Raw genomic sequence first — 25,008 nt, forward strand, 5'->3', positions numbered from 1 at the left:
CAATGAAGCGACCAACTCCACACCGTCGACAACGCGGCATGGCGATCCTCGAACTGCTGGGCGCGCTGGCGATCGGCGCCATCATTCTGCTTGGCCTGTCCAATGTGATGGACAATTCGCTCGACGATCTCAAAGGTCAGCAGGCGGCTTTGTATCAGTCGCAAATCGTCGCGGCGGCCGATAAATACATCAGCGCCAATCTTGCCTCATTGCAAAGCGCAACCTCGTCTTCCTCCACCGTGGTCGCGATCACGCTGGGTCAGCTCAAATCCGGCGCTTTCCTGCCGAACGGCCTGGCCACCACCAACGTATATGGACAGACGCCTTGCGTGCTGGTGCGCCAGCCCGATCCGATCAGCCATCCCGGCCAGTTCGATGCGTTGGTGATCACCACCGGCGGCCAGAAAATCCCGGAGCGCGATATCGCCGCCGTCGCCATGAATGCCGGCTCCGGCAGCGGCTATATCAGCACCACCGATAACGGCACCGCCAAAGGCGCGACCTGGAGCATGGCCACCACCGCCTATCGTTCGGTGGCGTGCAGCGGCGCTTCGGCGTTGACCGGCGGCAGCGCCGATGGCGGTCACCTGGTATCCAATCTGTTTACCGACGGCGCCGGCCAGCTTTCCAGCGATTTCCTGTATCGCAATGCGATTCCGGGCCATCCTGAACTCAATCGCATGAACACGCCGATACGCATGGCCAGTGCGGCGCTGGCGTCGGCCGGCGCCTCCTGCCTGAATTCCGCCGGTGTCGCCGAAGCCGGCATGGCGCTGGACAGTTCCACGCGGCGCTTGCTGACATGCAGCAGCAGCGGTGCGTGGATGCCCAACTCGCAATGGCGCGAGCCTGTGAGCAGTTACAGCGACCTGCCTGGATCGGGCAGCATGACCGGCGACGTCCGCATGGTGACCGGGCTGAGTCGCGCCTTTACCTATAACGGCAGCAACTGGGTCGCGCTGGCGGTCGACCAGAACGGCAATTTTTCCGTGCCAGGCACGATCACCACCGCCGACCTGAACGCGTCAAGCAACATCGACGCAAATGGAACTATCCATGCCGATGGCGACATTAGTTCAGGAGGGTCGGTGTCTGCAGGCTACGATTTGAATGCTGTGCACGCCGTCAATACTTTCGATGTCAAGGCTAGCCATAACGTCGTGGCGCAAGGCGTCCAGGCCCTCCGGTGGATGGAGAGCGAGGCGATTACGATATTTACCGTCATGACGCCCGGCACTCCCTGCCATTACCTTCAATATGATCCGATCGACGGGACCTCGTATATCAATTATCCGATGGGCACGGTCGTCATGGATTCCAGCTACCGGCCGCTGATTTGCGGCGCTGACAAAACAATGAGATATGCAAATGGTACTTACAGCCCTTAAATCCCTTATTCGAAACTGGAGATCGTTCCTGCTGCAACTGGCGTTAGCGATGCTCTCCTTGCTTTTCTGCCTCCCCGCCAGCGCATGCTGGCAGGAGGTGGCCAACTGGTATGGCATCAACATCCATCTGTTGTATGCGATCGCCAAAACCGAGTCGAACCTGAATCCGAGCGCGATGAACAAGAACAAGAACGGTTCTTACGATATTGGCTTGATGCAGATCAACAGCAGTTGGCTGCCGACGTTGAAAAAATACGGCGTGGAAGAGAAGCAGTTGAAAGATCCTTGCGTCAATCTCCAGGTAGGCGCCTGGATCCTGTCGCAAAACATGGAGAGGATGGGCGCCACCTGGGAAGCGGTCGGCGCTTACAATGCCCGCAGTCCGGAACTGCGCATCAAGTATGCGCGCAAGGTCTACAAGAATATTCCTGCAGAGGTGCTCGCTGAGCGCTGAGTTTTGCTAACCACGAATCTGCGTGCCAACGCACGTCAGAGCTGGTCTGTCGAGGCTTCAACCAACGGCCGGCAAGGTGGTGGTGTGCGGCACGTTATTGCATAATTCGAGGCGATAGCCTTGGCTGTAGGCGGTACGGATCATGACGATCTGTTCGTTGTCGACGACAAGTTTCTTGCGTAGCTTGTAGACGTGTTGCTCGATAGTCCTGCCGGCGACTTCGCTATCGGCGCTCCAGATCACGGCGCCGATAGTCTCTCGCGATATATACACGCCGGGCGATGAAAAAAACAACCATGCCATGCTGAACTCCCGCGAGGTCAGGGATATCTGCTTGCCGTAGAAGCTGAAGTGCGCAGTCTCGCGGTTCAGTTGGAATCCGGCGAATTCGATGGTGCGTCGTAAATTGGGCGGCGCGCTGCGACGTATCAAAGCGTTGGTCCTGGCGACCAGCTCGACGGGTTCGTAAGGCCTGAGCAGGAAATCGTCGGCGCCGTTGTCGAGCGCCAGCGCCACCAGATCGGCATTGCGCAGCGGCGACAGGATCAGCGTGGGGGTGCGATCACCGCTGCCGCTACGGAAGTTGAGCCAGGAAAAAATGCTGTCGTCATCACGCGGAATAACGGCAATATCGATGATGACGAGATCGAAGGCGGTGCGTCTGATGGTGCGCAATAACGAGGTTTCCGAGTCGAAATGGGTCACCTCGAAACCTGAGCGTATCAGGTGGGTTCGCACTTGTTCGAACACGGAAACGTTGCGGATGTAACATGCAATTTTCATGATTAGAGGGGGTAATCAATTTGCGTTACGTCGGTCGGTCCGGTAGATTCTTGTTGCTTCAAAGCTAGGATATCACTGGTGAACATTCTTGAATATCATCACCTCGCAATCGCGCTATACTACCCCCGATGTGATGGTTCGGTGATGGCGGGATGGTTGCGGCAAGACCTGATATCTTGCTCGATCGATTAATGTTAAATTTCATTTACAAGCTCCCTTTTACCCAAAAACATTAAGCCATTATCAGTTGTTTGGAACAAAACAATGAACGAGTTGGTAAGTGGAAAACCGGCCTCGATCTAAAACGATTTTCAAAAATTTTTAGGTGGTTGAATGGCAAACGATTTTTCTTTTATGCGCAATCTGCAGCAGGAGATTCTTGCGCTGGTGAATGCGCGCCAGACCTTTTCGGACATCCATATCGAGCAAGACGAACTTATCATGATCAAGACTCCGCGCGGCTGGCAGTCGGTGGGGGATAAACCTACGTCGATGGCGGACATGGCGCCGCTGCTCAGCGCAATCGACGAAGATTGGGAAGACAAGATCATCGACAAGGCGATCGATTGTCCGTATGTGCTGGAAAAGTGGCGCTTGCGATGCAATATTTACCGGATGGAGCGCGGCAGCCGCGTGGCGGTGTCGATGCGGCGCTTCCCGTTGCAGCCGTTGTCGCTCGATCAGACCGGCCTGCCTATTTATGTCAAGACCATGCTCGAGGCAACCAAAGGGATCATTCTGATCACCGGCCCGACAGGTGCGGGAAAGACGACCACGATCGCCTCGATGCTCGACTATATCAACACAACGCGTCAGGGCCATATCGTCACCATAGAAGAGCCGATCGAATACGAGTTGCGCCGCAAGCAATCGATCATTTCGCAAAAAGAGGTTCCTACCGATACTGTCAGTTTTTCCAGCGGTTTGCGTGAAGCGCTGCGCCAGAAGCCGGATGTGTTGATGGTCGGCGAAATTCGCGATTTCGACACCGCCGACACGGTTTTACATGCAGGCGAATCCGGGCATCTGGTATTGGCTACCTTGCATACGAGCAGCGCTGTGCGTGCAATTTCAAAACTATTAAGCTTCTTTCCTCAAGAACAGCGCAATCAACGCGCCGCCACTCTGGCCGACTCGCTTGTCGGCGTGATATTCCAGAGTCTGTTGCCATCCGAAGACGGCAAACACCACGTGATGGCGAGCGAAATGGTGTTCAACAACAACCAACAAATCGCACCGTATATCATCGATGCCAGCAAGATGCACCTGATCGCCGATTTCATGAAGCGCAAAGAAGATAACATGTCTCGCAGCCTCAACGAGGTCTTGTTGCAACTGGTGACCAAGAAAGCGGTGAGTGCACGCGATGCCTTGCGTGTGGCCTACAATCGCCTCGAACTGCACGATATGCTCAACAATAAACGATAGTACAAATGTCTGCAGTGCTGCTGCGTTTTCCAACCCGTCTCTCATCGCTTTATGTAACGCGGTGCATATTCCTTTGACGCCTTGATGCTCTCACGGCCTTGTCATCGCGCAGGGTCATGGATACGCAATAGAGATTGCTTCGTCATCAACGACGAGTGAACGAATCCGCTTCAGGAAACATCTGAGGCGCGGAGCGTGGCCAAGGGAATGCCCTTGTCGGTCCAAGCGCGACAAATTGCGCGCAACACCACGCCACACAGTTTCTTGGGGGGTTCTTTCCAGAAAGGGCGCTGGTCACGCCGGGCTCTTTGCGTCCTGGCATTCAGCGCCGCTATGCGATGCGTCATGCCTTGTCAGCGCACTTTCTGGCAAGAACACATCTCACGGCTACTGATGAAATGCGTTGTGGGGATACCGGGATAATTAGCAGAACAAGAAGTTGCGACGCAAGAGCTATCGCTGTGCGTACATCAGCGATTGCCATCGGCGATTTTTGCAGATGGCGGCAATACAATGCTTGCCGTAGTTGCAAGAGATGAAGTTCACGACATGCTCCTGAATGAATTCAATAACAATAAAAAATTCGCAGTCAAAAAGGCTTTGATTGCAATTGTTCGCGTGTTTTTATCTCCAATACTTTGTATCGTACCACAAAACTCTTTTTGTGGCGCGACAGAAATCCCCGCTTCCGTCGCACTCGGCTGAAACAGTTATTTCGTTGCATGCGACTCAATGAAGAATGGATATTTACGCTTTTCCTTCCATTCGAATCAAGCTCCTTCAATGTGCGGGCGCAGATAGATCGGTGCGTTGTCTTATGTGTCGATCCTGTGTGCCGCGCGCCGGCCTGGCTACTTATCTTGTGCCGAAGACGCATCATCGTTTGCTGAGGGTGAAACAGGCGTAGCTGCCCATGAAAAGGGCGGAACCATTGCGGTTTCTCTTTCCACATAAAGACAATCAACCGGATTTGCTCACCACGGGACGTCAACATGTCGAAAGCGATGTTCATTGAACTGGCCGCCAATTTCTGTCGGCTTGCGAAGTTACAACAACCGGAAAAGTTGCTCGAAGGACAAGCGGTCGAAGTGGATGGCGTGACCTTCCACCTGGGGTATGACGAGGATGCCGATCCGGAGAACATGGTGGTGTATTGCGATTTCGGCCAGCCGCCGCAGGATCGTCTTCTCAATGTTTATGAAGCACTGCTCGAAGTGAATCTGGCGATGTATGGCAGCCACGCGCCGGCCTTCATGTTGTCGCCGTCGCGGCGGGTGGCGTTGGGGTATCACTATCGTCTCGGTGAGGTCGTACCAGAGCAGTTGCTGCATTTGATTTCCAATCTCGCGGCCCAGGCAAAAGACTGGCGCGAACATTATTTCCTGAGCGACGTCGCATAAAGCAAAGCGCTTGCATCCCGTTGTTATTTCCTTAAGCAGGAGAGTCAGCATGCCAAACAGTATTTCCGGTGGTCGCAACGATCACTATTTTCATCTGCACAATGACGAGACGCAGATCAAGACCGCGCAACGCGCGACGTTCTTGCCTACTCCCGGCAACAAGCTTTCGAATAAATTTCTCCAGAGCGAGAATTCACTCGTCAGAGGCGCCGGCCGCTTCATGAAAAAGATGCGTCAGGCGGACTTAGGCTTTCGCGGCACCGCGGACAAAGCCAAGACCGAACTGTACAAATTCGGCGTTAATCAACGTGCGAATTTTGAGAAATGGTCTGCCGACGGCGATCAGCAAAAAGCGGCCGTGGAGGCGCAGCGGGTTTCCAGTCGGGGCCGGCTGACCGCAAAGGCTGACATCAAGAAAATCCGGCTGGACTATAAAAAGGAAATCAGCAAGGCTGAGCCGGACATGATGGACGTTGCGGTCAATGCATATACGAAGGAATTCCAGTCGTTATTGACGAACAAAGGCTATGTCAAGTCGGGCGGGCTTGCGGAAACGGAGCTGCCTGAGGCCGAGATCGAGTATATGGAAAACCAGGAGCGCCATCGTGTTAGTACCACCTATAACCTTCCACCGCTCGCGGGGATCTTTGTGGCTCCAATCGTCAGCACGCGACATGACAACGGCGACACTGGCATTAAGCGCGCGATCGGGCGCATCCCGCTGCATGGCGTAATCGGCGTCGCCAACGGCGTCCAGCTAGCCAAGCAAGGCGTCTACGGTGCTGCCTCCGCGCTGGCGCCCGGCAATGGCGAAATGCATGAGACTTTTCTGCGCAGGGCGCGGCAGGCCAGCGATATGCGTCGGATGAATGCGTCGTCCTTGCAGGGAAGTGTCGCGCTGGATCAGACCTTCAAAGAAGCGAATCGGCAGCGCAGCGCGTTTGTGCACGAACGGCTTGACCAGCGCGGTTATAAGGTCGTCGGCGACGGCGAGGATTTGCCGCCGGAAAAGACCCGATTCATGGCGCGCGCGTTCAATCCTTACGTCAAGGCGGCCAGGGAAAAGATGGATGCCGGAGACAGCGTCTCCTCAGAGAGCGGGGCAAAATCCAAGCCCTGGATACAAACCGTCGCGTCGGCCTACGCCAAGATCGCCAATATCAAGACAAACGTTTCCGTCAGTTACCATCAGAGCAGGATCGAATGGGCGGAAAAGGACATCGCAGCCGGCAATGCCCGGGCGAAAAGCAAGAAGGCCTATCACGAAGGAAAACGCTTCAAGGCGATGTTTCTGAGTGAAACCACGAGCGCGGCAGCCCAGGGAACCATGGAAGAGAAGATCGATGAACTCAGTCCGGTGTGGCGCAAACGGGAGTTGGCGCAAAGCGACGTGCTGCGGGACGACTACACCGGAAATTACGGAGAGGAGGGCGGCAGCCAGCTTGGCGAAGAAAGAGTGCCGGCGTTCAACGATGCGAAACGCTTGGAGGAATATGCGCGATCGCAACAGCGCGAGGCGCAACTATCGAGGCAACAACTGCCGCCTCCGCTTCCGCAGCGAGAATCGCCAGCTCCGCCGGCCGCAACAGGCGGAGTGAGGGAATACTATGCAGAGGAAACACGCAGCGAGCCTGGCGAACGCGTCCCGGCATTCAACGACACTGAGCGCTTGTTGCATTTTGCGCAATTGAAACAGCAGCGCGATGCAGGGCAAGCGTCGCCGCCGCGTCAAAGAGCGGTTCCAGAGCCGCAACCGGAACCGACGGCGGCTCCATGGGGGATGTCGGCCCCGGCGTTCTATGATGAGGCGGGCTGGCGGGAGGCCGCCGATGGCGCGGACGATCTGTATGCCGACAGTACGGTGGGACAAGGAGGGCATGTCACCTATGCACAGTCCAGGGAACAATTCTACGGTAGCCAGGCCGACAGCTTTGTCGACTTCGGCAGCGGTGAGGGCTTCGTGGAGTCCGACGTCATATCGCGGTCAAGCGAATTCGACGCCAATCGCGTCGCCAACGGACGCACGCCTGCGGACTACCGGCATCGCGATGATGTCTCCGTAGAGGACCGCGATGATGATTATCAGAACGTGGACTCGGCAGAGGTCTGGAGGTCTCGATGATCATCGCTGATGCTTCGACGGTCGCTGCCGGACAACGCCGGGACTGTGATCGCCAGGTGGCCGATGCTTGAGCTATCTCGAGAGCAGCCGCCAGACTGGATGCAGTTTGCGCGCACTGCCCATGTGCCATGGGGGGACATCGACGCCATGATAGAGCGTACCCATGCGTCGATAAGCGCGCACTGCACCTTGCTGGTCGCCATCCTGCGCGCCGGCAGTCCGATCGCCGCGCTGCTGGCGCGCAAGACGGGCTTGCCGCTGGACTATCTGCTGTGCAACCGCATCAATCCGCAGCCAAGTTTCATCGACGGGTCGGGGCGCGCACCGCGTGGGCACGACATCTTGCTGGTCGACGATGTGTGCGGCAGCGGCTGGACTTTCGAACGCGCCAGGGCCTATTGCGAAAGCTTCGGCAATCGCGTCAAGACGTTCAGTATTTATCGCTGCGAGGGGCCGGACATGTACCTGCCCGACTACAGCATGGCAATGGATGCAGGTACTTACTTGCGCTGGCCATGGGAATATCAGCGCGAACCGGAAATGCCGACGCCGCTGGCGGCGCAATTCGGCTGAGTCGACAGGTGGTCATCCGCAGGTGCGAAGCTCCTGCATGAACGGCTTACTCCATCCTCTGACGAATTCACGAGAGCGGGATACGACTACAAATCGGAACATCCGTTCGTGGAATTTTATCTTCGGCTTTCATCGTGCGATTGCGGATTCACATTCATTGTTGAAGGGGGGATGGCATGGCCGTCATAGCAGCAGCAAGTTTCCCCGTAGCGCATTTGATTGCTCAAATGCAGATGCAGCAGCAACCAAGTCTTCCACCAACTCCTTCGCCGTCTCCGCCGCCGCCCGCGATGTCGCTTCCGAGCGTCACTTACCCTCGTCGTGACGATCTGGACGCACACGCACGACTTGCCCGAAGAGCTTCTTTCATGGTGCGGCAACAGTTTGTAGAAGCAAGTGAGGCGGCCAGTATTCAGCGCTCGTCCACCGCGCCCCCGAAATAAGGGGCTGGCTTCTGATCTGCTTTAAAAATCCTGGGCAGAAATAAATGTCGGTGTTCGGAGCGGATTCTGTAGTTAATCCGCAGTACGCCGAACTCCAAAAATAGAAAAGCGCCCCGAAAGGCGCTTAGCTATTAACTTCCACGAACTGAATCATTGGCGGAGACGGAGGGAGGATTTGTCCGAATGCCATAAGTCCCTGTTTGATCGAATCTTTTTCTTTGGCTTTCACGTTGTGAAGTCAAAAAAGAGGTACCCCAAGGAGGTACACCTCTCGATCATATAACAAACTCTAATGCTTATCGACAGTTCGAATCCCAATGCTGCCGAGAACCTGTTTATCTCTTATTGTGGATAGTCTTTGGCATTCAATCCAGCGTCAGCTATACATTGAAAAATCATTGCATTGAACTGATTTGGGTCGAGTTGCTGATTTTTGATTTTTTCAAGTAGTTGCATCATGACTTTCTGAGATGCATCAGAAAAAGCTCGCTCACTATAATCGGGTAGTTTTTTTGCGAATCGCTCTAAATTGTTACCGCCTTGCATGAAAAACTGCATCTGCTTTTGATATTTTTCTCTGGCGTATGGTGGTGCATTTTCAAGGCTCATTTTTGCGGTTATGCCCGCAAGCTGTAATACTCCCGTGCATCGTGAAAGATCGGACAGATTTTCTGCGTTGGCAGAGTTGAATGAACTTAACACCGTGAGAAGAAAGAAAAATGTAATTTTCATATTATTAGATGATGAGTCCTACAAATGGGATGCCATTTAACGGTGCGTGAATTATAGTCGACTCATCTTGAAAATTGAAACCAACGCTTTTGACCAAGGGCGGCAATCTTCCAATCGCGAAAACATGGGACACGTTGTGTCCTATTTTTGGGAATATGCCGGTGGCACGTGCTCACCGCAAACGAAAATCTGAGACAAAGAAATTAAATATGGTGTAGGAGTAACACCAAAACTTATACTAAACATTTGTGAACAAAATCAACCGATTGTCAAAAATAAGCCTGCCATCGAGCAGGTTTTTTTTGCGGTCGGAAATGGGGATTGGGGAAATTTCCCCAAGGTCTTGCTCTTGACGTTGCTCTTTGTTTTTGATGTTGATTTTGACTTTTCTTTTTTCGCTTACCTCGTAGAGCCTACGCAACCCCAACGTGGGTTGCAATAGTAGGTGATCTAACCTCACGGTTAGATCATTTGACTACGTCAAAATTTCAGCTACGCTATTAGGGACGGTAAATAAAAACAACGACAAAACCGTAACACCATGTATGCGATATTAAGAACAAAAAAGCTAAAAAACCGATCCAAAATCACAAGTGCCAATCGACACAATTTGCGGCTACGCTGGCAAAGAAACATCGATCCAGATCGAACACATCTAAATCAAATTTTATATAACCCAATGGGTATCGATGAAAAAGATGCCAGTAGTTTCCAGAAAAAACTGACTGAGCATTATTCGAATTTGGGCGTTAAAGAAAAACAAAATAATACGTTGGCTTTCGAATATCTTGCCACTGCCTCACCTGAATTTTTTGAAAATAAATCTCCTGAGGTGATTGGAAAGTGGGCCAGTGATCAAGTTAAGTTTATGAAAAATGAATTTGGTGATCGACTCAAACTTGCAATTTTGCATTTAGATGAGAAAAGCCCACATATCCATTTTTATGTTTCAACAGAGTTGAAATCTATTAAAAAATATCGGAATCAAAAAGGGGAGTTTCATAAGGAAACTTGGTCCTTAAATTCTGAAAAAATTAATCCTGAATACCTGGCAGACCTCCAAACACGTTTCGCAGCGAATAATAAACAATGGGGATTAATACGCGGCGTAAAGGGATCGCTACAAAAAAACGTCCCGTTAAAAGTTTTTTATAAGGTGCTGGATCGGGTTATGGCTACCGGCTACAAGAAAAAAATTGATCAGATGATTGATCAAATTGAACTGAGTCTCGGTGAACGGCTCAACATTGAAACGATACGAAATAAAATCCGTGACCATATCGCTCCGTATATTAATGGCGTCATGAAAGAGCGACAGCTATACAAGGAATTTACGAAACTGGATTTTCATAAACTCCAAACGGAGCTAATTGAAGAGCGTAAAAAATTAAAATTGGGGCTGGACGAAGTAAATGCTAGACGAGAAGTTTATGCAGAAGTTATTAATAAAGATTTTCATAAAAAATCCATCACTGAGGATGTCATTGCTGAAAATCTGCGTCTACAAAATGAACTTCAGGAAATGAAAAATAAATATGAACCTGAGATTCATCCTGTCGCTGAAAAATCTATGAAAGATAAAATTCAGTTTCCAACACCGAAACCGCAAAACGTGTGATTTTTTCCGCCGTCAATTATATTTACTTCGTAAATACTTTTAGCTACGCTATCTATTTCTCTATATATTATTTTTATCTATTCTTTGTACTGATCTTTATTTGTACTTTATGGTAAATCTTGTGCAGATCTCTGGGGATTTGTCTTTGGGTTTCCTAAAATCGTGCATGCCCGATTTTGGAAAAGTCTTACCCTAACCCGCGAAATTTTCAGCGAGTCCTGACTTTTTCCAAAATGGGTAGCTGCACAATGCGCATGCCCCTCATATGGGTGGAAACGAGTAACCGTTCCTACTTAGAAGTTCGTGTTGTTTACTAACACTGTAGCGGGGTCTTCCTTGTCTTCCCTGTGGCTTCGCTACACGTCCATTCTGACCACTTTCCAGCATTGATATTTTACTGCTTGGTTCTTCGTCACTGGTTACTAAAAGCTTTCGCCGTCGATGTATTTATTTCTATAAGCTGGTCGCAAACTTTCTCACGGTTCGGTTTATCGTCAAACGGCAGTCGGATTTAATTTAACGAGCTTCTGCGTTACGAACTTGATGTGAGCTACTGCTGGATTTGGGGAATCGGGAAGATATTTTGATAGAGACAAATCCCTAAAGAGAACTATCGGATATCTTGACGCATACAGCAAATCTAATATTGACTATAAAAAATTTTCCTCAATTGTCAATAGCACGCGCTGAAAACAAAAAAGCCAACATTTCTGCTGGCGATTTTGTAGATTTGTATTTGCGTCGCGTCTCAGTGGATTTGACAAATATAAATATATTGATAATTTTTTATTTGTCAATAGAGGAGATGAATATGACTATCGAAGAGTTCTGGAATCAAGCATTCCTAGCAGCGTTAAATAGAGTTGCTGCTAAAGAGGCGAAAATTGAGGCTGATACAGCGACAGAGCTGTGCATATTACATTGGCAGGAGCTCAAATATAAATACTACCAACCTCCAATGAAATGGCAGCGACAGGATATAGGTGCGACGTTTATTCCGGAACATCCCAATGACCCTTATCCAGGTGCTAATCCATTTAAGGTTGATGGTGATAGCTAGGTCCCAATGATCGTATGTAGTCCAACGCCTCATCGTAACTGCCGAGGTCAGTCTTTAAAATATAGTCTGGATTTCCTGGAATATAAACTTCGTAAATCAATACTTGAGGATCATACGATTTGCCATTGCGATCTTTTTTTTCGATAGATCGAATGCGAACACCTTTCGAAGCGGGTGGGGGAGGTGGGGGAATTTTCATTTGTGATTTATAGTCAAGTTTAAAGAATCTCGTAATTATTGCGCCATATGGCTTGTCTGTTTACTAATTGCTCAATTAGTTTTTGCCTTAATGTGATTCAATCGTCGTTCCTTCACCTTGAGCTTGTGAAGGGTGGTCTTAACGATAAATTCTCGTGGATAAAGAAGGTTTTCAAACGGTAAATCAAAGTCCAATTTGCTGGCTACATTTAGGGATAGATATTCCACGCTGTGAGCTTCGGAATAGTCCCTTGAGTTCGTGGTGTCATGTTCATGTCCGATGAACTGGCAGCGAGTTTCTTCCGCAACCCCTTTTTGCTTGAGGTGGTTATTTGAGGTAGAGCGGAACGAATGGAAGACTCGGTTCTTGTCCTGGATTCCAATTGAGTCAAGATATTTTCCAAAACGCTCGCTAGGTGTTTCGCTGAAATTGCCAAAGGCATTTGGTGAAAGATAGGGGAATAACATTCCACCAAATGTCTGCATATCTTTTACAAAATCCAGAAAACCCAGTTCAATCAATCGTGGGTGAATCGGAATTGTCCGCTTGGCTGCAGGCGTTTTAAGTCGCTGGGATTCGTCTTCATCAGTAATGGAGATTGCCCAAATGCCTTGGATTTGATGGATATCTTGAATCAGGAGTTGGCAAAGCTCGGCAATCCGTCCTCCAGTAAATAAACCCAGAAGAGGAAGCCAATAGTCCGTTGGATTTTTCTGCGCGAGATATTTCTCTGGATTGAAAATCTTGGCTAATTCGTCGTCCGTGAACGGCTTCCAGCCCCGTTTGTCTTTGGTCTTTTTGGCGTCCTTCTTGGTAAAAAGTTTGTGACCACGGGACGGCAGCATAACGCCTTCAGGATAGGAGCCTGTAATCTGTGCGAGCTCAAAAAGGGCGGAAATGCCGCGCAAGTATTTTTGTTGGACGGTGTTATGGGTAATTCCATCGGCAAGCAAGTCATCGATAAAAGCTGACACGTCTTGGCGGTTGATTTCCCGAATGGGGTAATGCTCGGTTTGTTTGCGCTTGGCTACCCAGTTTTTAAAAATCTTCTGGTAGTTCCTATACTCGTACAATGTTTTGGGGGCGAGCTTGTCCCCCTGTCTTGTGGCAAACCGCTCAATGAGTTCGGGAATGGTTGCTCCACCTGTTTTGGGGGCTTGTGGGGCAGGTTTGAGAATGTCGGGCAGGGTGGATGGGTCGGCAGCACGTTCTTGAATCTGCCGCTTCATTGATTGTCCCAAATCGCTGTCCCAGAACTCCCTACTAGCTCGAAGAAGTGCCTCAATGTCGTTGGGATTGTTCGGATCTGCTTTCATGGCTACGCTGGCGCCATTGGGGGTTGAATAGACAACCTCCAGCTTGCGGACCTTATCTTGAATTTGAGCGAGCAGATTTTGCGGATTTTTATCGATCACCGACACCCCCATTTTTTCTCCAATCATCATAGCCGAAATCAGCAATGATTTTTCTCGGGCAATAAGGGGGTTTTTGGTTTGGAGGGAAATTCGGGACTCTTTCCGCAACCCGTCATGGGTAAATTGAAGGCGGAAATAGTAAATGCCATGGCGTGATTGGCTGATCTTGCTGGGGATTCTCATAAGCTCTTTCAGGAGAAAGAGGTACCCCTAAGAGTGACACCAACGTCGAAGAACCAATAAAAAAGCCCCTGTAAAAACAGGGGCTTAGTAATGCTTGGCGGAGACGGAGGAAGCGCCATTTTGGCTGGAAACGCCCGTCAGGCGGCATTTTCTCTTTTTTGGAATTGGTTTTCACCAACAGATTCACCATCACTATTCGCCGCACGCGACTTCATGAGGGCTTCGATCCAGGCATCCACCTCACTCTCGACCCAGCCGACCGAGTGCGCGCCAAGAGTGATAGGTGCAGGGAATGTGCCTTCCTTTACCTTCCGGTGCAGCGTCGTCCGGCTGATGGTCGTTTTCGCAATAACCTTTTTTGTGCTCAGAATGATATGGCTCATGGTCATTTCCCTGTTGCGAACATGATACGAAAAATTGAGGCCCGGCGATAGATCCAAGGGCAGTCGGCGGCGCAATGTCCCTCCCGGCCGCAGAGGCAGCAGATGGTCACTCCATCCATTTGACGCACCCGTCGGTTTCGCAGCAGCCTGTCACATGGCCGTTATAGGCTGATTCCATCAGGTGCAGCTTGCTGCCGCAGGCGGGGCAATCAATCGTCCCTTGCTTGCCGCGCGGCCCGGATTTTTTCCACTCGTTGACGACTGGCATCACTTTCGTGTGTCGGGCAAGTATGGCGGCCCATTCGGCGGCGTCGGTCGCCACTTCCTCGGCGGTTGGCAACTGCTGCATGTCGCAGGCGTTCACCTCGGTGCCGGTCTTGCCAGTACATGGAATGCGATTGAACCGTGCGAAGGACGAGCCGCCGGCGAGCTCGGTATAGTTGATACCCTTGCGGCAGCATTCATTGAGCAGTCCGGTGAAGTGGACGCAGATTTCCGGCCTCATGATGTTCTCCAGATTTGATGGCAGACATGGCATCTGTGGGAATAGCCAAAATTCCAGTGCTGATATGGCGACACGCCACAGCGTGGGCATTTGATGGCGCTCATCCGAATATCTCCTGCATCGCTTCGTCCTGGGCGACGCACATACCAACAATCATCGGCTGCACCCAGATCGGCGCCGCCGACAGCAGGAATGTTTCGCCCGACCAGGTGAGCAGCAGCGAGCGCGCAATCTCCGAAAAGATTGCCTCGGCGGCATCCGGTGGCACGCAGTTGCCGATATGCTCGCGCCATGCCTGATCGCTCATCCCGTCCAGCAGCAAGAATTCTTCCGGTTCGATCAGCGATTGCAGCGCCGCCATCTCCAGCGTGGTGAAGGGGCGATGCCAAGTGTCGTCAAGCGCGCGGATGACTGCCACCAGCTTCTGGTCGGCGGCCGGCATGCGCGGATCAGCGACCGACCAGCGGCCGTTATCGTAGCTGCCCGAGGACGGCACGGCGCCGGAAGGGCTTTCCCACGGGACCACGCCATAATGGCCACCCGTCAGGTAGTTGTCGCCCTTGCCGCGATTCATATTGGTACGGGGATCGGCCACAGCGAACGCGCCCTGACCGGTGGTGCTGCCGCTGATCACGGTGCCGGCAGCGGTGTCCCACGGCGTGACCGCATACTTTCCAAACACGGAGCCTTGAGGCCGAGGATCTGCGACAGCCTGACCACCAGAACTAGGGCCGTGGCCGCTGGTGATTGTGCCGGCTGCCTGATCCCAATCGACGACGCGGCAAACGTTCTTGTGCGTCTTCTCAATGTCGCCGGCGCGCGGGTCGGCGACGCTGAACGTTCCCTGACCTGGTGACTTGATGCCGATCATGGCGCCGCTGTGCTCGTCCCACTTGCGCACGCCCAGGAATCCGTTGCGATATTCCGGAACGATCAGGTAATCGCGCAGCACGCCGCCTTCGACCGCCAGCTTGTTCAGGCTGCGCCAGTCACTGCCGGCCTCGACGAACGCCAGGCGCACCCATGTCTTCCATTGCAGATTCGGCACGCGGTGCATCGGTCCACCGGCTTCGGCGCCCGGCAACGGCATGCGGCCGAGCACGGTGCCGACACCCTGCAGGCGCCGGGTCGGCGGCTCATACAGGTACGTCGGTACCTTGGCCGTGTGGCGCGCGACCAGCAGGAAACGCTTGCGGCTCTGCGCCAGGCCGCCGAGCACGCCACAGTCGTGCGTGGTTTCGGCGACCGCATAGCCATAGTGGCGTAGCAAGGCGACGATCTGGTCGAGCAGGTGCCGGCCGCGCGTGGCGATGCGCGGCACATTTTCAAACAGAATGAATTCCGGCGGGTCTTCCTTAAATGCTTCCAGCATCAGGAACATGCCGCGCAGCGTCAGTCTATTCAGCGCCTGGTACTTGTCGGTCTTGCTCTTCTTCTCATTGAGCAGGCCAGAAAATCCCTTGCACGGCGCCGACAGAAAAACGATATGAGGAAACTCATATCCGGCGGCGCGGCGGATATCTTCCGGCGTGGCCTCGCGCCAGCCAGCCGGCGGTTCCTTACCGTGGAATGCCTTGTACTGATCGCGGTCGAACATATCCAGCAGCGTGGCGGCGACACCGGTCATCTTCAGGAAGTCACGATTGGCAGAAGCGTCGACGTCGATCGAGCCGATGCAGCGCGAGCGTGACACCATGTTGCCCACGCGCGCGCGGCCCTTGTTGAAGCCCTTGGCGCCGCCGCCGATCGCGCCGAACAGGTGAAAGTGACGGATTTCGCGGATGTCGTCCGGCACGCCGGTGAATTTGTCTCTTTTCATTTTTTTGCTTTCATGGCGTCCGAGATGATTGCGCATGGCTGGCTTTCGTAGATGACGACAGGAGCAGCCTGCTGCGGTTGGGACTGCGCAGAGGCGTCGTAAATCAACGGCTCATCGCTTTTTCCATGAATCCAGTCTTTTTCGGCCTGCGTAAGTTCGACCGGCGTCGTCCGCAGCGGTTGGGATTGCAGGGCTAACTCTCCGTCAATTCCGGGGCGCATATCAGTCCCACTGGATAGCGAAAGATGCCAATTCATCAAAGCTGCGGCAGTTGTAATTATGTGATGCTCCGTCTTGACCATGTTTTCGGCGGCATGTGCGTGCAATGCCTTACCTGCGAGATAACCGATCAACCAAAACCAATCAGCGGCAGTCTTTCCGGCATCGTGGGCGCTCCCCCAACGCTGGCGTTGATGCTCAGACTCAATGCTGACGGCGCGCAGGAAGTCGCCAGATTGCGGTGTATTGATGATTGCGTTCAGCCGCGCAATTTCCGCATCCTTATCTGCTGGCGCTTGTTCCTGCGCTAACGCCTCTTTCGCAGTATTTTGTAGATGCCGGACGAATTGTTTTGGTGTTGCCGTAAGGTTCGTAGTGAAGGCTATATCGCGTAAGGCCTCGGTCAATGCTCGAATAGCGTCACTGATTTGCCTCTTGGAACCCTTAAATGGCTTGCACTCATGCAGTGCATTTAATGCTAAGTTGGCAGCAGCATTCAGGCTGATTGTTTCTTTTGCTGGCGCTTGTTCCTGCGGTGTGTCGTTGATGTTCATGCTTGGCTCCATTGATCGTCGGTAAGCTCGGGCCTCTGGTCTCGGTATCCGTCAACTCGGCAGCGTTGTTGCGGCATGAGGATCGTCGCATTCGTTTTTGGCCTGAGGCGCTTGCAGTCGGGGCATTCGATGCCGTATTTGGCTCGCAGGGCCTTTTTATGGTCCTTCAGAGCCTTGAAGTCATCACCCATCTCGCTCATGCTGCTTCCTTCAGTTCAACGATTTCGCCGTCCTGCACCCAATGCGCCGCCATGCTTGCCGGAAGCTTCGATGGGAGTGCCTTGAGAGTGGCGAACAGCAGGGCGGTTTCGATTTCTCCGCTGATGACCAGGGCGTGCACCCAGCCCAGCAACTTGCTGCGGCTCGGCAGGTCCAGCACGTCGACGCGATCGAGCATCAAAATCTTGATGCCGGATAGGCGGGCGACGGTCACGGCGATCATTGCGTCAGCACGCCATTTCTCCGATTCGGAGAGCAGGGCATACGGGCGGCCGGCTGCGGTGATATCCATTTCTGGAGATATCGACACCGGCCTCCAGTCCGTTGCGCCCGCCTCTTCAAGCAGCCCATCGTTGACCGGTTTCAGCGCTTCCTTGAGCAGATCGCCGGGGATGCCGTCCGGCGCCAGCGCGTCGGCCACCACCGTCCAGGCGGAGACGTCAGCGTGATGCTTGGCCGCGTCGGCGGTCTTCTGCTTGGCAGCAGCGACTGCGGCGGCGTGGCCGGAGGCGGCGGTAATCTTGGATTGCAGGGTGGTGCGGTCGGCCTTTAGCTTGGTCAAGTTGGCCTGTAACGCGTTCAGATCGGGCAGCGCTTCTTCTTTTTTCGGCGCGGCCAGGGCATCAAACTGGCCCTTGGCGGCGGTGGCGTCAGCAAGGTCGTGTTCGCAGTTCTTGACGGCGTTCTGCATAACCTCCAGGCCGCGTTCGAATTCTGGGAGTGACGCGATTGCGTCCACATCGGCGGTACCTTCCTGTGGTAACTCACCGTGCTCTTCCTCGTATTCGTCCATGACGGCAACGGCGTTCTTGTAGACCGTTGTGCCGATGTCCTGCGGAAGGTCGATCAGGCCGGCCAGCGCGTAGGCAAGCGAGTGCAGCAATCCAACGCGAGCCGTGCCGCTGGCGCGCTCGCGCATGGCCACAACCTTCGGTTCGTACTCAGCCAGTTCCTTGCGGGCATACTCCAGCGCTTCGGTGGCGCGCGGCACACGCCCGGCCTTTTCGGCCAGCGCCGAGCGCTTGGCTGCGGCTTCTGTGCGGCTACGGACCTGCGCCGACACCTGGCCGACTAGTTGATTGGCATTGGCGATTTCGATGTCCAGCACGGCCAGTTCATCGGTTGACGGCGCATCACCTTCCGGCGCATCCGGCGCCGGCGCGGCCCAGCCTTCGGCCTTCACTTTGCCGTAGGTTTCGCCGGTGATCGTGCGCCAAGCACCTTTTGCCTCGGTGGCCTTGCTCTTTGCGAAGTCGCAGGCGCTCGGGAAGCCGGTACGCAATAATGGCAGCGTGGCCTCGATCTTGGGGAGGTCGCAGGCGCGCTTCACCATGCGCTCCCTTACGTCGTCCTGCTTGATCTTGACGCCTGTCAACTGAAACAGGAATGTGCGTCGTTCGTCGGACGACATGGTGCTGAACTGCTGGCCATTCAGTGCAACGGCAATCGCGCCGCCGGTCGGCAGACCGTCGTCAGCCTTCACTTCGCCGCCCGGGACGTTGAACGCATAGGTGCGGTCGTCGTCGACGGTAACCAGCGCGCCACCAGCCTTGGCGCCTTCGGTCACCAGCGCGCCATATTCCTTTTTCAGTTTGACGCGCACCGTCTCGCCGGTGATCGCCATGCGCACGGCCTCGCCGATGCTGGACTTGGCGGCGCCGTTCGGACCGGCAAACAACGTCACCGGCGTGGTCAGGCGCGCGTCGATGCGGTGCGCGCCGAGAAAATTATCAATCTGAATACGAGCGAGTTTCATTGTCTGCTTTCCTTGAATTGGTGCTGGTGGCCGGTGCTGTCTTCATCCGGCTTGCCGTGCGTCCCTGCGGCATTCTTTCCCTACGACTTTGGGACTTCCGATGCCCGTCAGCCCGGGCAACTCCCCCAGCGTTGAACGTTATGCTGGCTGTAGTTCCGGCTGGCGGTCGCGGATGCCGAAGAAGACCGTGCGGCAGGCAGCGACGTCGGCAGAAGCGCGGTGCGCGCCTTCGAATTTCTGGCCGGTGAAGAATTCATAGGCTTCGGACAGGTTCGGTGACTTCGGCCCCTTCATGTTCTTGGCGCGCATCTTCTCGGTCGGTGGCAGATTCAGGATATTGGTGCTGCTCGCCTGGGTGCAGAACGCCGGCGCTGCCTTCCATTCGTCGGCGAATTGCTGATAGCCTGCTGCGCGCATCAACTCGATGCGGATCATGCGCATGTCGAATGATTCGTTGTGCGCGACGCGGCGGTCGGATTCCGCCCACAGGGCCATGAAGCAAGGCAGTACCATCTTCATCGGCACGCCCACGGCGTTCGCCAGTTCGTTGCTGATACCGGTCAGCGTGGTTATCTCCGGCGGGATGGTCCAGCCTTCCGGCTTGATGATGAAGCTCATGCACGCGATCACCTCGCGGCTGTCGGTGTCGATCAGTTCGGCGGCCAGTTCGATGACGCGCGGCTGGTCGGGATGGTCGGACGGCTGGCTCCAGACGGGCAGGCCGGTGGTTTCGGTGTCGTAAATCAGTTCTTTTGTCATGTCGTTCTCGCTGTTGTTTTGGATGTTGTGACTGCGGGTTATTCGAGGGTGACCGGCGCGTCGGCGGAGGTCTCTTCATCGTGCTCGGTGTCGCCCTGGGGATCTGCGTCGCCATCCAGTTCGAGGGGTTCGGTCTGGCCATCGCCAGCGGCGCCGCCGGAAAATGCTTCGTCGAGTGCGCGTTTCTTGTCTTTTTTCGCCCGTGCCAATTCGTGCTGCTTGGCTTCGTCCGGCGGCACCAGCGTGATTTGCACTTCGGTCTGGATCAGGTCTGAGAGGCGGCCGCTCTCGTCGGCGCTGGGGTGTGCCTGCACCGAAAACTTAATGTGGAAGGTGCCGCCATCCTTGAACAGGAATGTCACGTTCTTGATCTTGACGTCGATCAGACGGATTTCGGACGGGCCGCCGATGCCGGTATGTGCGATGAACTGGTAGCCTTCGAGGGCGACCGGCCACTTGATGGCGGGGAAACCGGGGAACTTCAGGACCGGCGTGTGCGACTCGCCGTCAATCATGTCGGCTTGAGCGTTGTCGTCCTTCGAGTAGAAGGAATCCTTCAGCAGTGGGTGGAAGTGCGCTAGCATGCTATTGGGCAGATCGGCAGATACGCCGATATCGGCGGCGCTGACCAGTTCTTCGCCGTGGCGCTCTTTGCGTAGGTTCAGGCTGGTGATCTTGACCAGCTTTTCTTCGAGACTAAACATTGCGGCTCCTTCTTGTAGTTGAGATAGACAGGGCAGGGGGCGTTATTCCATGTTGAAGCTGTCGCTGGACGGCGCGGCGGCGCGCTTGCCGACTGGCTTTGCAGCCGCCGGCGTCTGGAATTTCTTCAGGTGGTCGCGGGAAATGCCGCGCAGCTCGTCTTGCTGCTCCGCATTAGGGACGCCGCTGATCATGTCGATGGCGACCTGCAGCGTTTCGATGCTGGTGGCCTTGGCCATGGCGTCGGCGACTTGCGCGTAGCTCAGCACGACGGCGTCGCCATCCTGCGCCTGCGCTGCCTGCGAGCTGGTTTCACTCGCAGGCCCGGCGGCCGTGCCGGCTTGTGGCTCGCCAGGCTCTCCTGCCTGGCTCTCGGGGGGCTGGTCGACGACGTTGCCTTGCGAGGCCTCGGAGACGACAACGCCTGCGTTGGAGTTTTGCAGTTCAGGACGCAGGGTGTTGAGGTTGACCGCGTGACGGCCATCCGGCTGCTGTTCGAAGTCGATCGTGTCGTAGACCTCTTCGGACGACTTGCCCATGCCCATGACGACGTCGGGCGCATGGATGTTGCCGAAGAACGAACCGGCGCGGTATTGGAGCATCAGCGTTTTCATGCTGGTCTGCCACTTGCTGCCTGGCTTCGAATACCAGCCTTCTTCGACCGCCATCGCCATCGACACCGGCGCACCTTCAATCACCGGCAGACCGGCCGCGATTGCTTGTGGCAATGTGCCAATGCCTGGAGGGAACTGCATGCCATAGGGGATGGCCCATGCAGTACATTCGATGTTTTCGAGTTCGACCTGTTTGTCGACGAAATCGAATCCGCCTTTTTGCTTGTTCCAGCCTTGTTTTTCGCGATACTTCGCGGTCATCATTCCCTTGTTGACCATATGGAAGCGCAGCGGCGTAAAACGATGGGAAGCGTTCACCGCAGCGATGACAAACTTGCCGCTCCAGCTCAGACGGCCTTCAATCACATTGGCGTTCTGCATCACGGCGGTGATGGACACGCCGACGGCCTGGGCAGTTTCAACGGCGACAACGCAGTTGCCGAGCGCGGCCGGATTCTCGATCCAGGTGATGCTTCCGTCTTTGTCCTTCTTCGACGTGTGCGAGCGGAAAATAGCAGGCACAGCATCCGACGCGGCAAAAGCCTTGCCGATGCGGCAGGCCAGTTCGAAGCCGCGCAGGGAAAACATGTCGATCTTTTGATCGGGCATGCTGATCTCGCGCGGCGGCGGGTTCTTCAAGGTCTGGATGTTGGTGGTGCTTTGTTCTGGTGCTGACATGGTTTTCTCCGTGGTTGGATGTGGGTTATTCGTGATACATGCAGGTCGCCCAGCGGGCGCAGTACTTTGGGCTGCATAGCTGGGATTGGGGATTGGGCGGAAACAAGCCGGTCTTGAACATGACTGCGGCAAACTGGATCAGGCCGGGCTTGTCTTCGGTGCCGAGCATCACGCGCTTGGCGTCGAATACCCGGCTGACGCCGACGGCGGCAGTGCTGGTGGTCTGCAAGCCGGTGATCTGCGCGCCAACGGTCTCTTCGCCGTCGGTCTGCTCGGACATGATTTGATACGTGCCGAGTTGTGCAGAGCGGCCCTGAATCACCACCGCGCCCTTGGCAATCACGCGCGAACCGGTCTTCAGGTCGTTGATGACCTTGCCGCCGGCCGAGCGCACGACGCGCGCGCGGTCCATAGTGCCGGTCAGCTTCACGAAAATGCCGTTGCCGCAGTCAATCACCAGCGGCTCAAGCGGCATCTCGACGGACAGGTAATCCATCTTCGGCGCGATCTCGGTGCAGTACTTGACGCCCAGCACCAACCCAATTTTTTCGGCTTCATTGACGGTCAAATCATCCTGGCTATAGTCGACGTCGTGCTCTGGATTGCGCAGGGTATCGACGAACACGCCGGCGGCTTCATCAAGAGTGATCGGAGCGCCGGCCAGGCGGCCGCTGTCGAACGCGGCGGTGCCGGCGTGGATGGCCGTACCCAATTGCGCGCGCAGACCCGCAGGTTTCCGGATGCCGAGCATATGTTCGCCCTCCCAGCGCATAGAGCAGTCGAAGAGGGAACCCCAGGACGAGGCGCGGACCTTGAATTCGCTCATTTGCTTTTCCTCCTGAATGTCTTCGTGAGGTCTGATTTAATGGTGTGGCCGCGCCGAAGAAGCTCTTTTGCAAGCAGGACACGGTCGTGATGCCCATGCGATGCCTGACGCATCAGGCCGAAATAGCTGTTGCCTGTCTCAAAAAGATCGGAATCAGTCACCAGACGAACCCGCTGCAAGGCGTCATTGAACGTCCGTCGACGGAGCGTTCGGCGCCACGGTTTGATCACCTGGCCGACGAAATCGATTCCGCGCGCGATCGGCTGGAGAATCGTCTTCGTCGGATTGAGGCGTGCGCCAAGAGCATTGGCCAGATGGATTTCGATTTCGCGTTTGGCATCATTCAGCCAGGCTGACGACTCATGCAAAAGCACAAAGTCGTCTACATAGCGGATGTAGTAGCGGCAGCGCAGGCGGTGTTTGACGAACTGGTCGAGTTCATCGAGATAGACGTTTGCGAAAAACTGGCTCGACAGATTTCCAATCGGCAGGCCCAGGTGTGCGGGCTGGCCGAGCAGCCGCTTGTGTGGCGGCACAAGATTCATGCGGTCGGGGTCGCCGCGGTATTCGAAATTCTGCCGTGGATCATGGAGCAGCACTGTTTCTGCCAGGCCCATCCACCACGGCTCGTGAATACGGCGCGCAAGCTGATCGCGGACGATATGCTTGTTGATGCTGACGAAGAAGTTGGCAAGATCGCATTTCAGGTAGTGCGCTGGCCGACTCCAGTTCTGAGTGATGCTACGCACCTTGGATTCAAGGCGTTTCGCGCCGTACAGAGTTCCGCGTCCGGGGATGCAGGCACAACTGTCGGCGATGAAGCTGGCATAGAAGCGCGGCGCAATATGGTTGTGCAACAGGTGATGAACGATCCGGTCGCGGAAATCGGCGGCCCACACTTCGCGCGCCTTGGGGCGGGTGATGACGAAGCACAGTGATCGGCCAGGTGTGTAGCTGCTGTCGACGAGCTGGTCGTTGAGTTGGCGCAGATTACTTTCGAGATTGGCCTCGAAGGCCAGCGCAGTAGGGCTGTTACGCTTTGTGCGCCGGCAATCGAAATAGGCCTGAACAAGCTCAGAGAACGTAAAGTCAGGTGCGTTCCAATCTGCGGACGGCACGCGCGCGCAGCGCGTTGTTCGTGTGGTTGTTGTTCTGGTTGCCGTTGTTGAAGTTCTGATACCAGGCCCAGCCGTAACCATCGTGCTTTCCATGTCGCTCACCCGAATATTCAGATGAGAGACTGCGCCAGACCGATCCCGGACGCAGCCGGTGGTATCTGCGATGCGCATGTCGGTGGCCTCGTGAGCCAGCGGCACGACCAGATTGAAAGATCGCTCAGTCATGGCGGCCTTGACCTCCATGAAGCGGGCGATTTGCGGCACGGCGCCACCCATTGGCCTGCTTACCGATGCTTGTCGTTTTCTCCACGGCGATTGCATATGCCTGTTTGGAGATGATCCGCATATCCATCGACAAACGTAGCAACAACTCCGCGACTTGCAAGCGCTCCAGCAGTTCCATGAGATGCGGTTCCTTATCTTGGGCTGCGTTCGCGCGGAAGATCAACACCGTTATTTCGGTGCATTCGTTACTGATCTTTTCGCCGATGTTGCGCTTGAGGTCGCGCTGCATGTTCTTAACGGCGCCGGTGACGACGACGAGAAGATCGTAGGCGACCTTGTAAATCGGAAGTTGGGTATGGATGGCCATATCTGACTAAATTGTTGAATTACTCAATAACCAATCTGCGGACGGCACGCGCGCGCAGCGCGTTGCGCGTGTGGTCGCAGTACTGGTCGCCGCGGCTGAAGTGCTGATACCAGGCCCAGCCGGTGCCAGACGGTTCAACTGACCAATACCAAGCACTCGCGAATTCCTCTTTCAGGTTCGCAAACAACAGCGACTGCTCGCGGCGCGTCGGAAGTTCGCCGCCGATCGATGTCGCCCATTCCTTCGCCGGCGCCCACTCGATGGATTCAGCTTCACCAGGCAGCAGGAAAATATGCTGATCCGGCATTCCATCCTTACCCAAGAGAAGGCCGGCGTACTTCTCGCCGACCTTCAGGTTCTCTTTAAGAAATCGTTCCTTGCTCATTGCAAGCTCCTGTCTTGTTTTGAGGTGTTAAATGACAAAAGGACTAAATTGGCAATCTGCGGACGGCACGCGCGCGCAGCG

General features: G+C 54.7%; 25 protein-coding genes. 9 read left to right on the forward strand and 16 right to left on the reverse strand.

Features of this window, described 5'->3' with window-relative positions; genetic code table 11:
- Positions 1–2 precede the first annotated feature (2 nt).
- Both pilV and RV1423_RS21095 read left to right on the forward strand, forming a co-directional pair.
- A complete protein-coding gene (gene pilV, locus RV1423_RS21090) occupies positions 3–1,388 on the forward strand; it encodes a shufflon system plasmid conjugative transfer pilus tip adhesin PilV (protein WP_034301051.1) in 1,386 nt (461 codons plus the stop codon).
- 49 nt (positions 1,389–1,437) lie between these two features.
- A complete protein-coding gene (locus tag RV1423_RS21095; RefSeq protein WP_231502453.1) occupies positions 1,438–1,842 on the forward strand; it encodes a lytic transglycosylase domain-containing protein in 405 nt (134 codons plus the stop codon).
- A 57-nt stretch (positions 1,843–1,899) separates the two neighbouring features.
- Here the strand turns inward: RV1423_RS21095 and RV1423_RS21100 are convergent, their stop codons facing one another.
- Complete coding sequence (locus RV1423_RS21100; RefSeq protein ID WP_034300974.1) at positions 1,900–2,625, reverse strand: response regulator transcription factor; 726 nt, start codon at positions 2,623–2,625, stop codon at positions 1,900–1,902.
- A 333-nt stretch (positions 2,626–2,958) separates the two neighbouring features.
- Between RV1423_RS21100 and RV1423_RS21105 the strand changes: the two genes are divergently transcribed.
- The 5 genes from RV1423_RS21105 to RV1423_RS21120 all read left to right on the forward strand — a co-directional run bounded on the left by RV1423_RS21105 (position 2,959) and on the right by RV1423_RS21120 (position 8,148).
- A complete protein-coding gene (locus RV1423_RS21105; protein WP_034300977.1) occupies positions 2,959–4,053 on the forward strand; it encodes a type IV pilus twitching motility protein PilT in 1,095 nt (364 codons plus the stop codon).
- Between the two features lie 513 nt (positions 4,054–4,566).
- Positions 4,567–4,758, forward strand: a complete 192-nt coding sequence (locus RV1423_RS29985) for a hypothetical protein (RefSeq protein ID WP_155835200.1) — start codon at positions 4,567–4,569, stop codon at positions 4,756–4,758.
- 287 nt (positions 4,759–5,045) lie between these two features.
- Positions 5,046–5,453 carry a CesT family type III secretion system chaperone gene (locus RV1423_RS21110; RefSeq protein WP_034300978.1) on the forward strand — a complete coding sequence of 136 codons (408 nt, stop codon included), beginning with the start codon at positions 5,046–5,048 and terminating at the stop codon, positions 5,451–5,453.
- Between the two features lie 49 nt (positions 5,454–5,502).
- The gene (locus RV1423_RS21115; protein WP_034300981.1) at positions 5,503–7,575 is read left to right on the forward strand and encodes a hypothetical protein; all 2,073 of its coding nucleotides are present in this window, start codon (positions 5,503–5,505) and stop codon (positions 7,573–7,575) included.
- Positions 7,576–7,638: 63 nt separating this feature from the next.
- Positions 7,639–8,148 carry a phosphoribosyltransferase gene (locus RV1423_RS21120; RefSeq protein WP_034301053.1) on the forward strand — a complete coding sequence of 170 codons (510 nt, stop codon included), beginning with the start codon at positions 7,639–7,641 and terminating at the stop codon, positions 8,146–8,148.
- A 785-nt stretch (positions 8,149–8,933) separates the two neighbouring features.
- On the opposite strand, the gene RV1423_RS29990 is transcribed toward RV1423_RS21120, so the two are convergent.
- Positions 8,934–9,323, reverse strand: coding sequence for a hypothetical protein (locus RV1423_RS29990; protein ID WP_155835201.1), 390 nt, complete (start codon positions 9,321–9,323; stop codon positions 8,934–8,936).
- Between the two features lie 541 nt (positions 9,324–9,864).
- Here RV1423_RS29990 and mobV point away from each other — a divergent pair.
- Together mobV and RV1423_RS21140 are read left to right on the forward strand one after the other, a co-directional pair.
- Positions 9,865–10,941, forward strand: coding sequence for a MobV family relaxase (mobV, locus tag RV1423_RS21135; protein ID WP_081768925.1), 1,077 nt, complete (start codon positions 9,865–9,867; stop codon positions 10,939–10,941).
- A 622-nt stretch (positions 10,942–11,563) separates the two neighbouring features.
- On the forward strand, positions 11,564–12,001 hold the full coding sequence (locus RV1423_RS21140) for a hypothetical protein (RefSeq protein WP_155835202.1): 438 nt from the start codon (positions 11,564–11,566) through the stop codon (positions 11,999–12,001).
- A gap of 270 nt (positions 12,002–12,271) precedes the next feature.
- Here the strand turns inward: RV1423_RS21140 and RV1423_RS21145 are convergent, their stop codons facing one another.
- The 14 genes from RV1423_RS21145 to RV1423_RS21210 all read right to left on the reverse strand — a co-directional run bounded on the left by RV1423_RS21145 (position 12,272) and on the right by RV1423_RS21210 (position 24,927).
- Positions 12,272–13,798 carry a site-specific integrase gene (locus RV1423_RS21145; protein WP_034300990.1) on the reverse strand — a complete coding sequence of 509 codons (1,527 nt, stop codon included), beginning with the start codon at positions 13,796–13,798 and terminating at the stop codon, positions 12,272–12,274.
- Positions 13,799–13,935: 137 nt separating this feature from the next.
- Positions 13,936–14,181, reverse strand: a complete 246-nt coding sequence (locus RV1423_RS21150; RefSeq protein WP_197034979.1) for an AlpA family transcriptional regulator — start codon at positions 14,179–14,181, stop codon at positions 13,936–13,938.
- A 106-nt stretch (positions 14,182–14,287) separates the two neighbouring features.
- Entirely contained in the window at positions 14,288–14,686 is a 399-nt protein-coding gene (locus RV1423_RS21155) for a hypothetical protein (protein WP_034300992.1), read from the reverse strand.
- Positions 14,687–14,786: 100 nt separating this feature from the next.
- Complete coding sequence (locus RV1423_RS21160) at positions 14,787–16,505, reverse strand: DNA cytosine methyltransferase (protein ID WP_051516834.1); 1,719 nt, start codon at positions 16,503–16,505, stop codon at positions 14,787–14,789.
- Positions 16,502–17,278 carry a hypothetical protein gene (locus RV1423_RS30410; RefSeq protein WP_051516835.1) on the reverse strand — a complete coding sequence of 259 codons (777 nt, stop codon included), beginning with the start codon at positions 17,276–17,278 and terminating at the stop codon, positions 16,502–16,504. The genes RV1423_RS21160 and RV1423_RS30410 overlap by 4 nt, the downstream gene beginning before the upstream one ends.
- Positions 17,275–17,478 carry a hypothetical protein gene (locus tag RV1423_RS21170; protein WP_034300996.1) on the reverse strand — a complete coding sequence of 68 codons (204 nt, stop codon included), beginning with the start codon at positions 17,476–17,478 and terminating at the stop codon, positions 17,275–17,277. Before RV1423_RS21170 ends, RV1423_RS30410 begins: the two co-directional genes overlap by 4 nt.
- Positions 17,475–19,253, reverse strand: a complete 1,779-nt coding sequence (locus RV1423_RS21175) for an AAA family ATPase (RefSeq protein WP_034300999.1) — start codon at positions 19,251–19,253, stop codon at positions 17,475–17,477. The genes RV1423_RS21170 and RV1423_RS21175 overlap by 4 nt, the downstream gene beginning before the upstream one ends.
- A gap of 138 nt (positions 19,254–19,391) precedes the next feature.
- A complete protein-coding gene (locus RV1423_RS21180) occupies positions 19,392–20,012 on the reverse strand; it encodes a 3'-5' exonuclease (RefSeq protein ID WP_034301001.1) in 621 nt (206 codons plus the stop codon).
- Between the two features lie 38 nt (positions 20,013–20,050).
- Positions 20,051–20,716, reverse strand: a complete 666-nt coding sequence (locus RV1423_RS21185) for a hypothetical protein (protein ID WP_034301005.1) — start codon at positions 20,714–20,716, stop codon at positions 20,051–20,053.
- A gap of 42 nt (positions 20,717–20,758) precedes the next feature.
- A complete protein-coding gene (locus RV1423_RS21190; protein ID WP_051516836.1) occupies positions 20,759–22,006 on the reverse strand; it encodes a hypothetical protein in 1,248 nt (415 codons plus the stop codon).
- Positions 22,007–22,031: 25 nt separating this feature from the next.
- Positions 22,032–22,832 (reverse strand): PD-(D/E)XK nuclease family protein, encoded by an 801-nt coding sequence (locus tag RV1423_RS21195; protein ID WP_034301007.1) that lies wholly within the window; start codon positions 22,830–22,832, stop codon positions 22,032–22,034.
- A complete protein-coding gene (locus tag RV1423_RS21200) occupies positions 22,829–24,226 on the reverse strand; it encodes an RNA-directed DNA polymerase (RefSeq protein WP_306410559.1) in 1,398 nt (465 codons plus the stop codon). Before RV1423_RS21200 ends, RV1423_RS21195 begins: the two co-directional genes overlap by 4 nt.
- Positions 24,168–24,542, reverse strand: a complete 375-nt coding sequence (locus tag RV1423_RS21205; RefSeq protein ID WP_034301010.1) for a four helix bundle protein — start codon at positions 24,540–24,542, stop codon at positions 24,168–24,170. Before RV1423_RS21205 ends, RV1423_RS21200 begins: the two co-directional genes overlap by 59 nt.
- A gap of 19 nt (positions 24,543–24,561) precedes the next feature.
- The gene (locus tag RV1423_RS21210; protein WP_034301013.1) at positions 24,562–24,927 is read right to left on the reverse strand and encodes a DUF1566 domain-containing protein; all 366 of its coding nucleotides are present in this window, start codon (positions 24,925–24,927) and stop codon (positions 24,562–24,564) included.
- Positions 24,928–25,008: the final 81 nt, after the last annotated feature.

Source organism: Herbaspirillum sp. RV1423 (genome assembly GCF_000577615.1).
GTDB lineage: Bacteria > Pseudomonadota > Gammaproteobacteria > Burkholderiales > Burkholderiaceae_D > Herbaspirillum.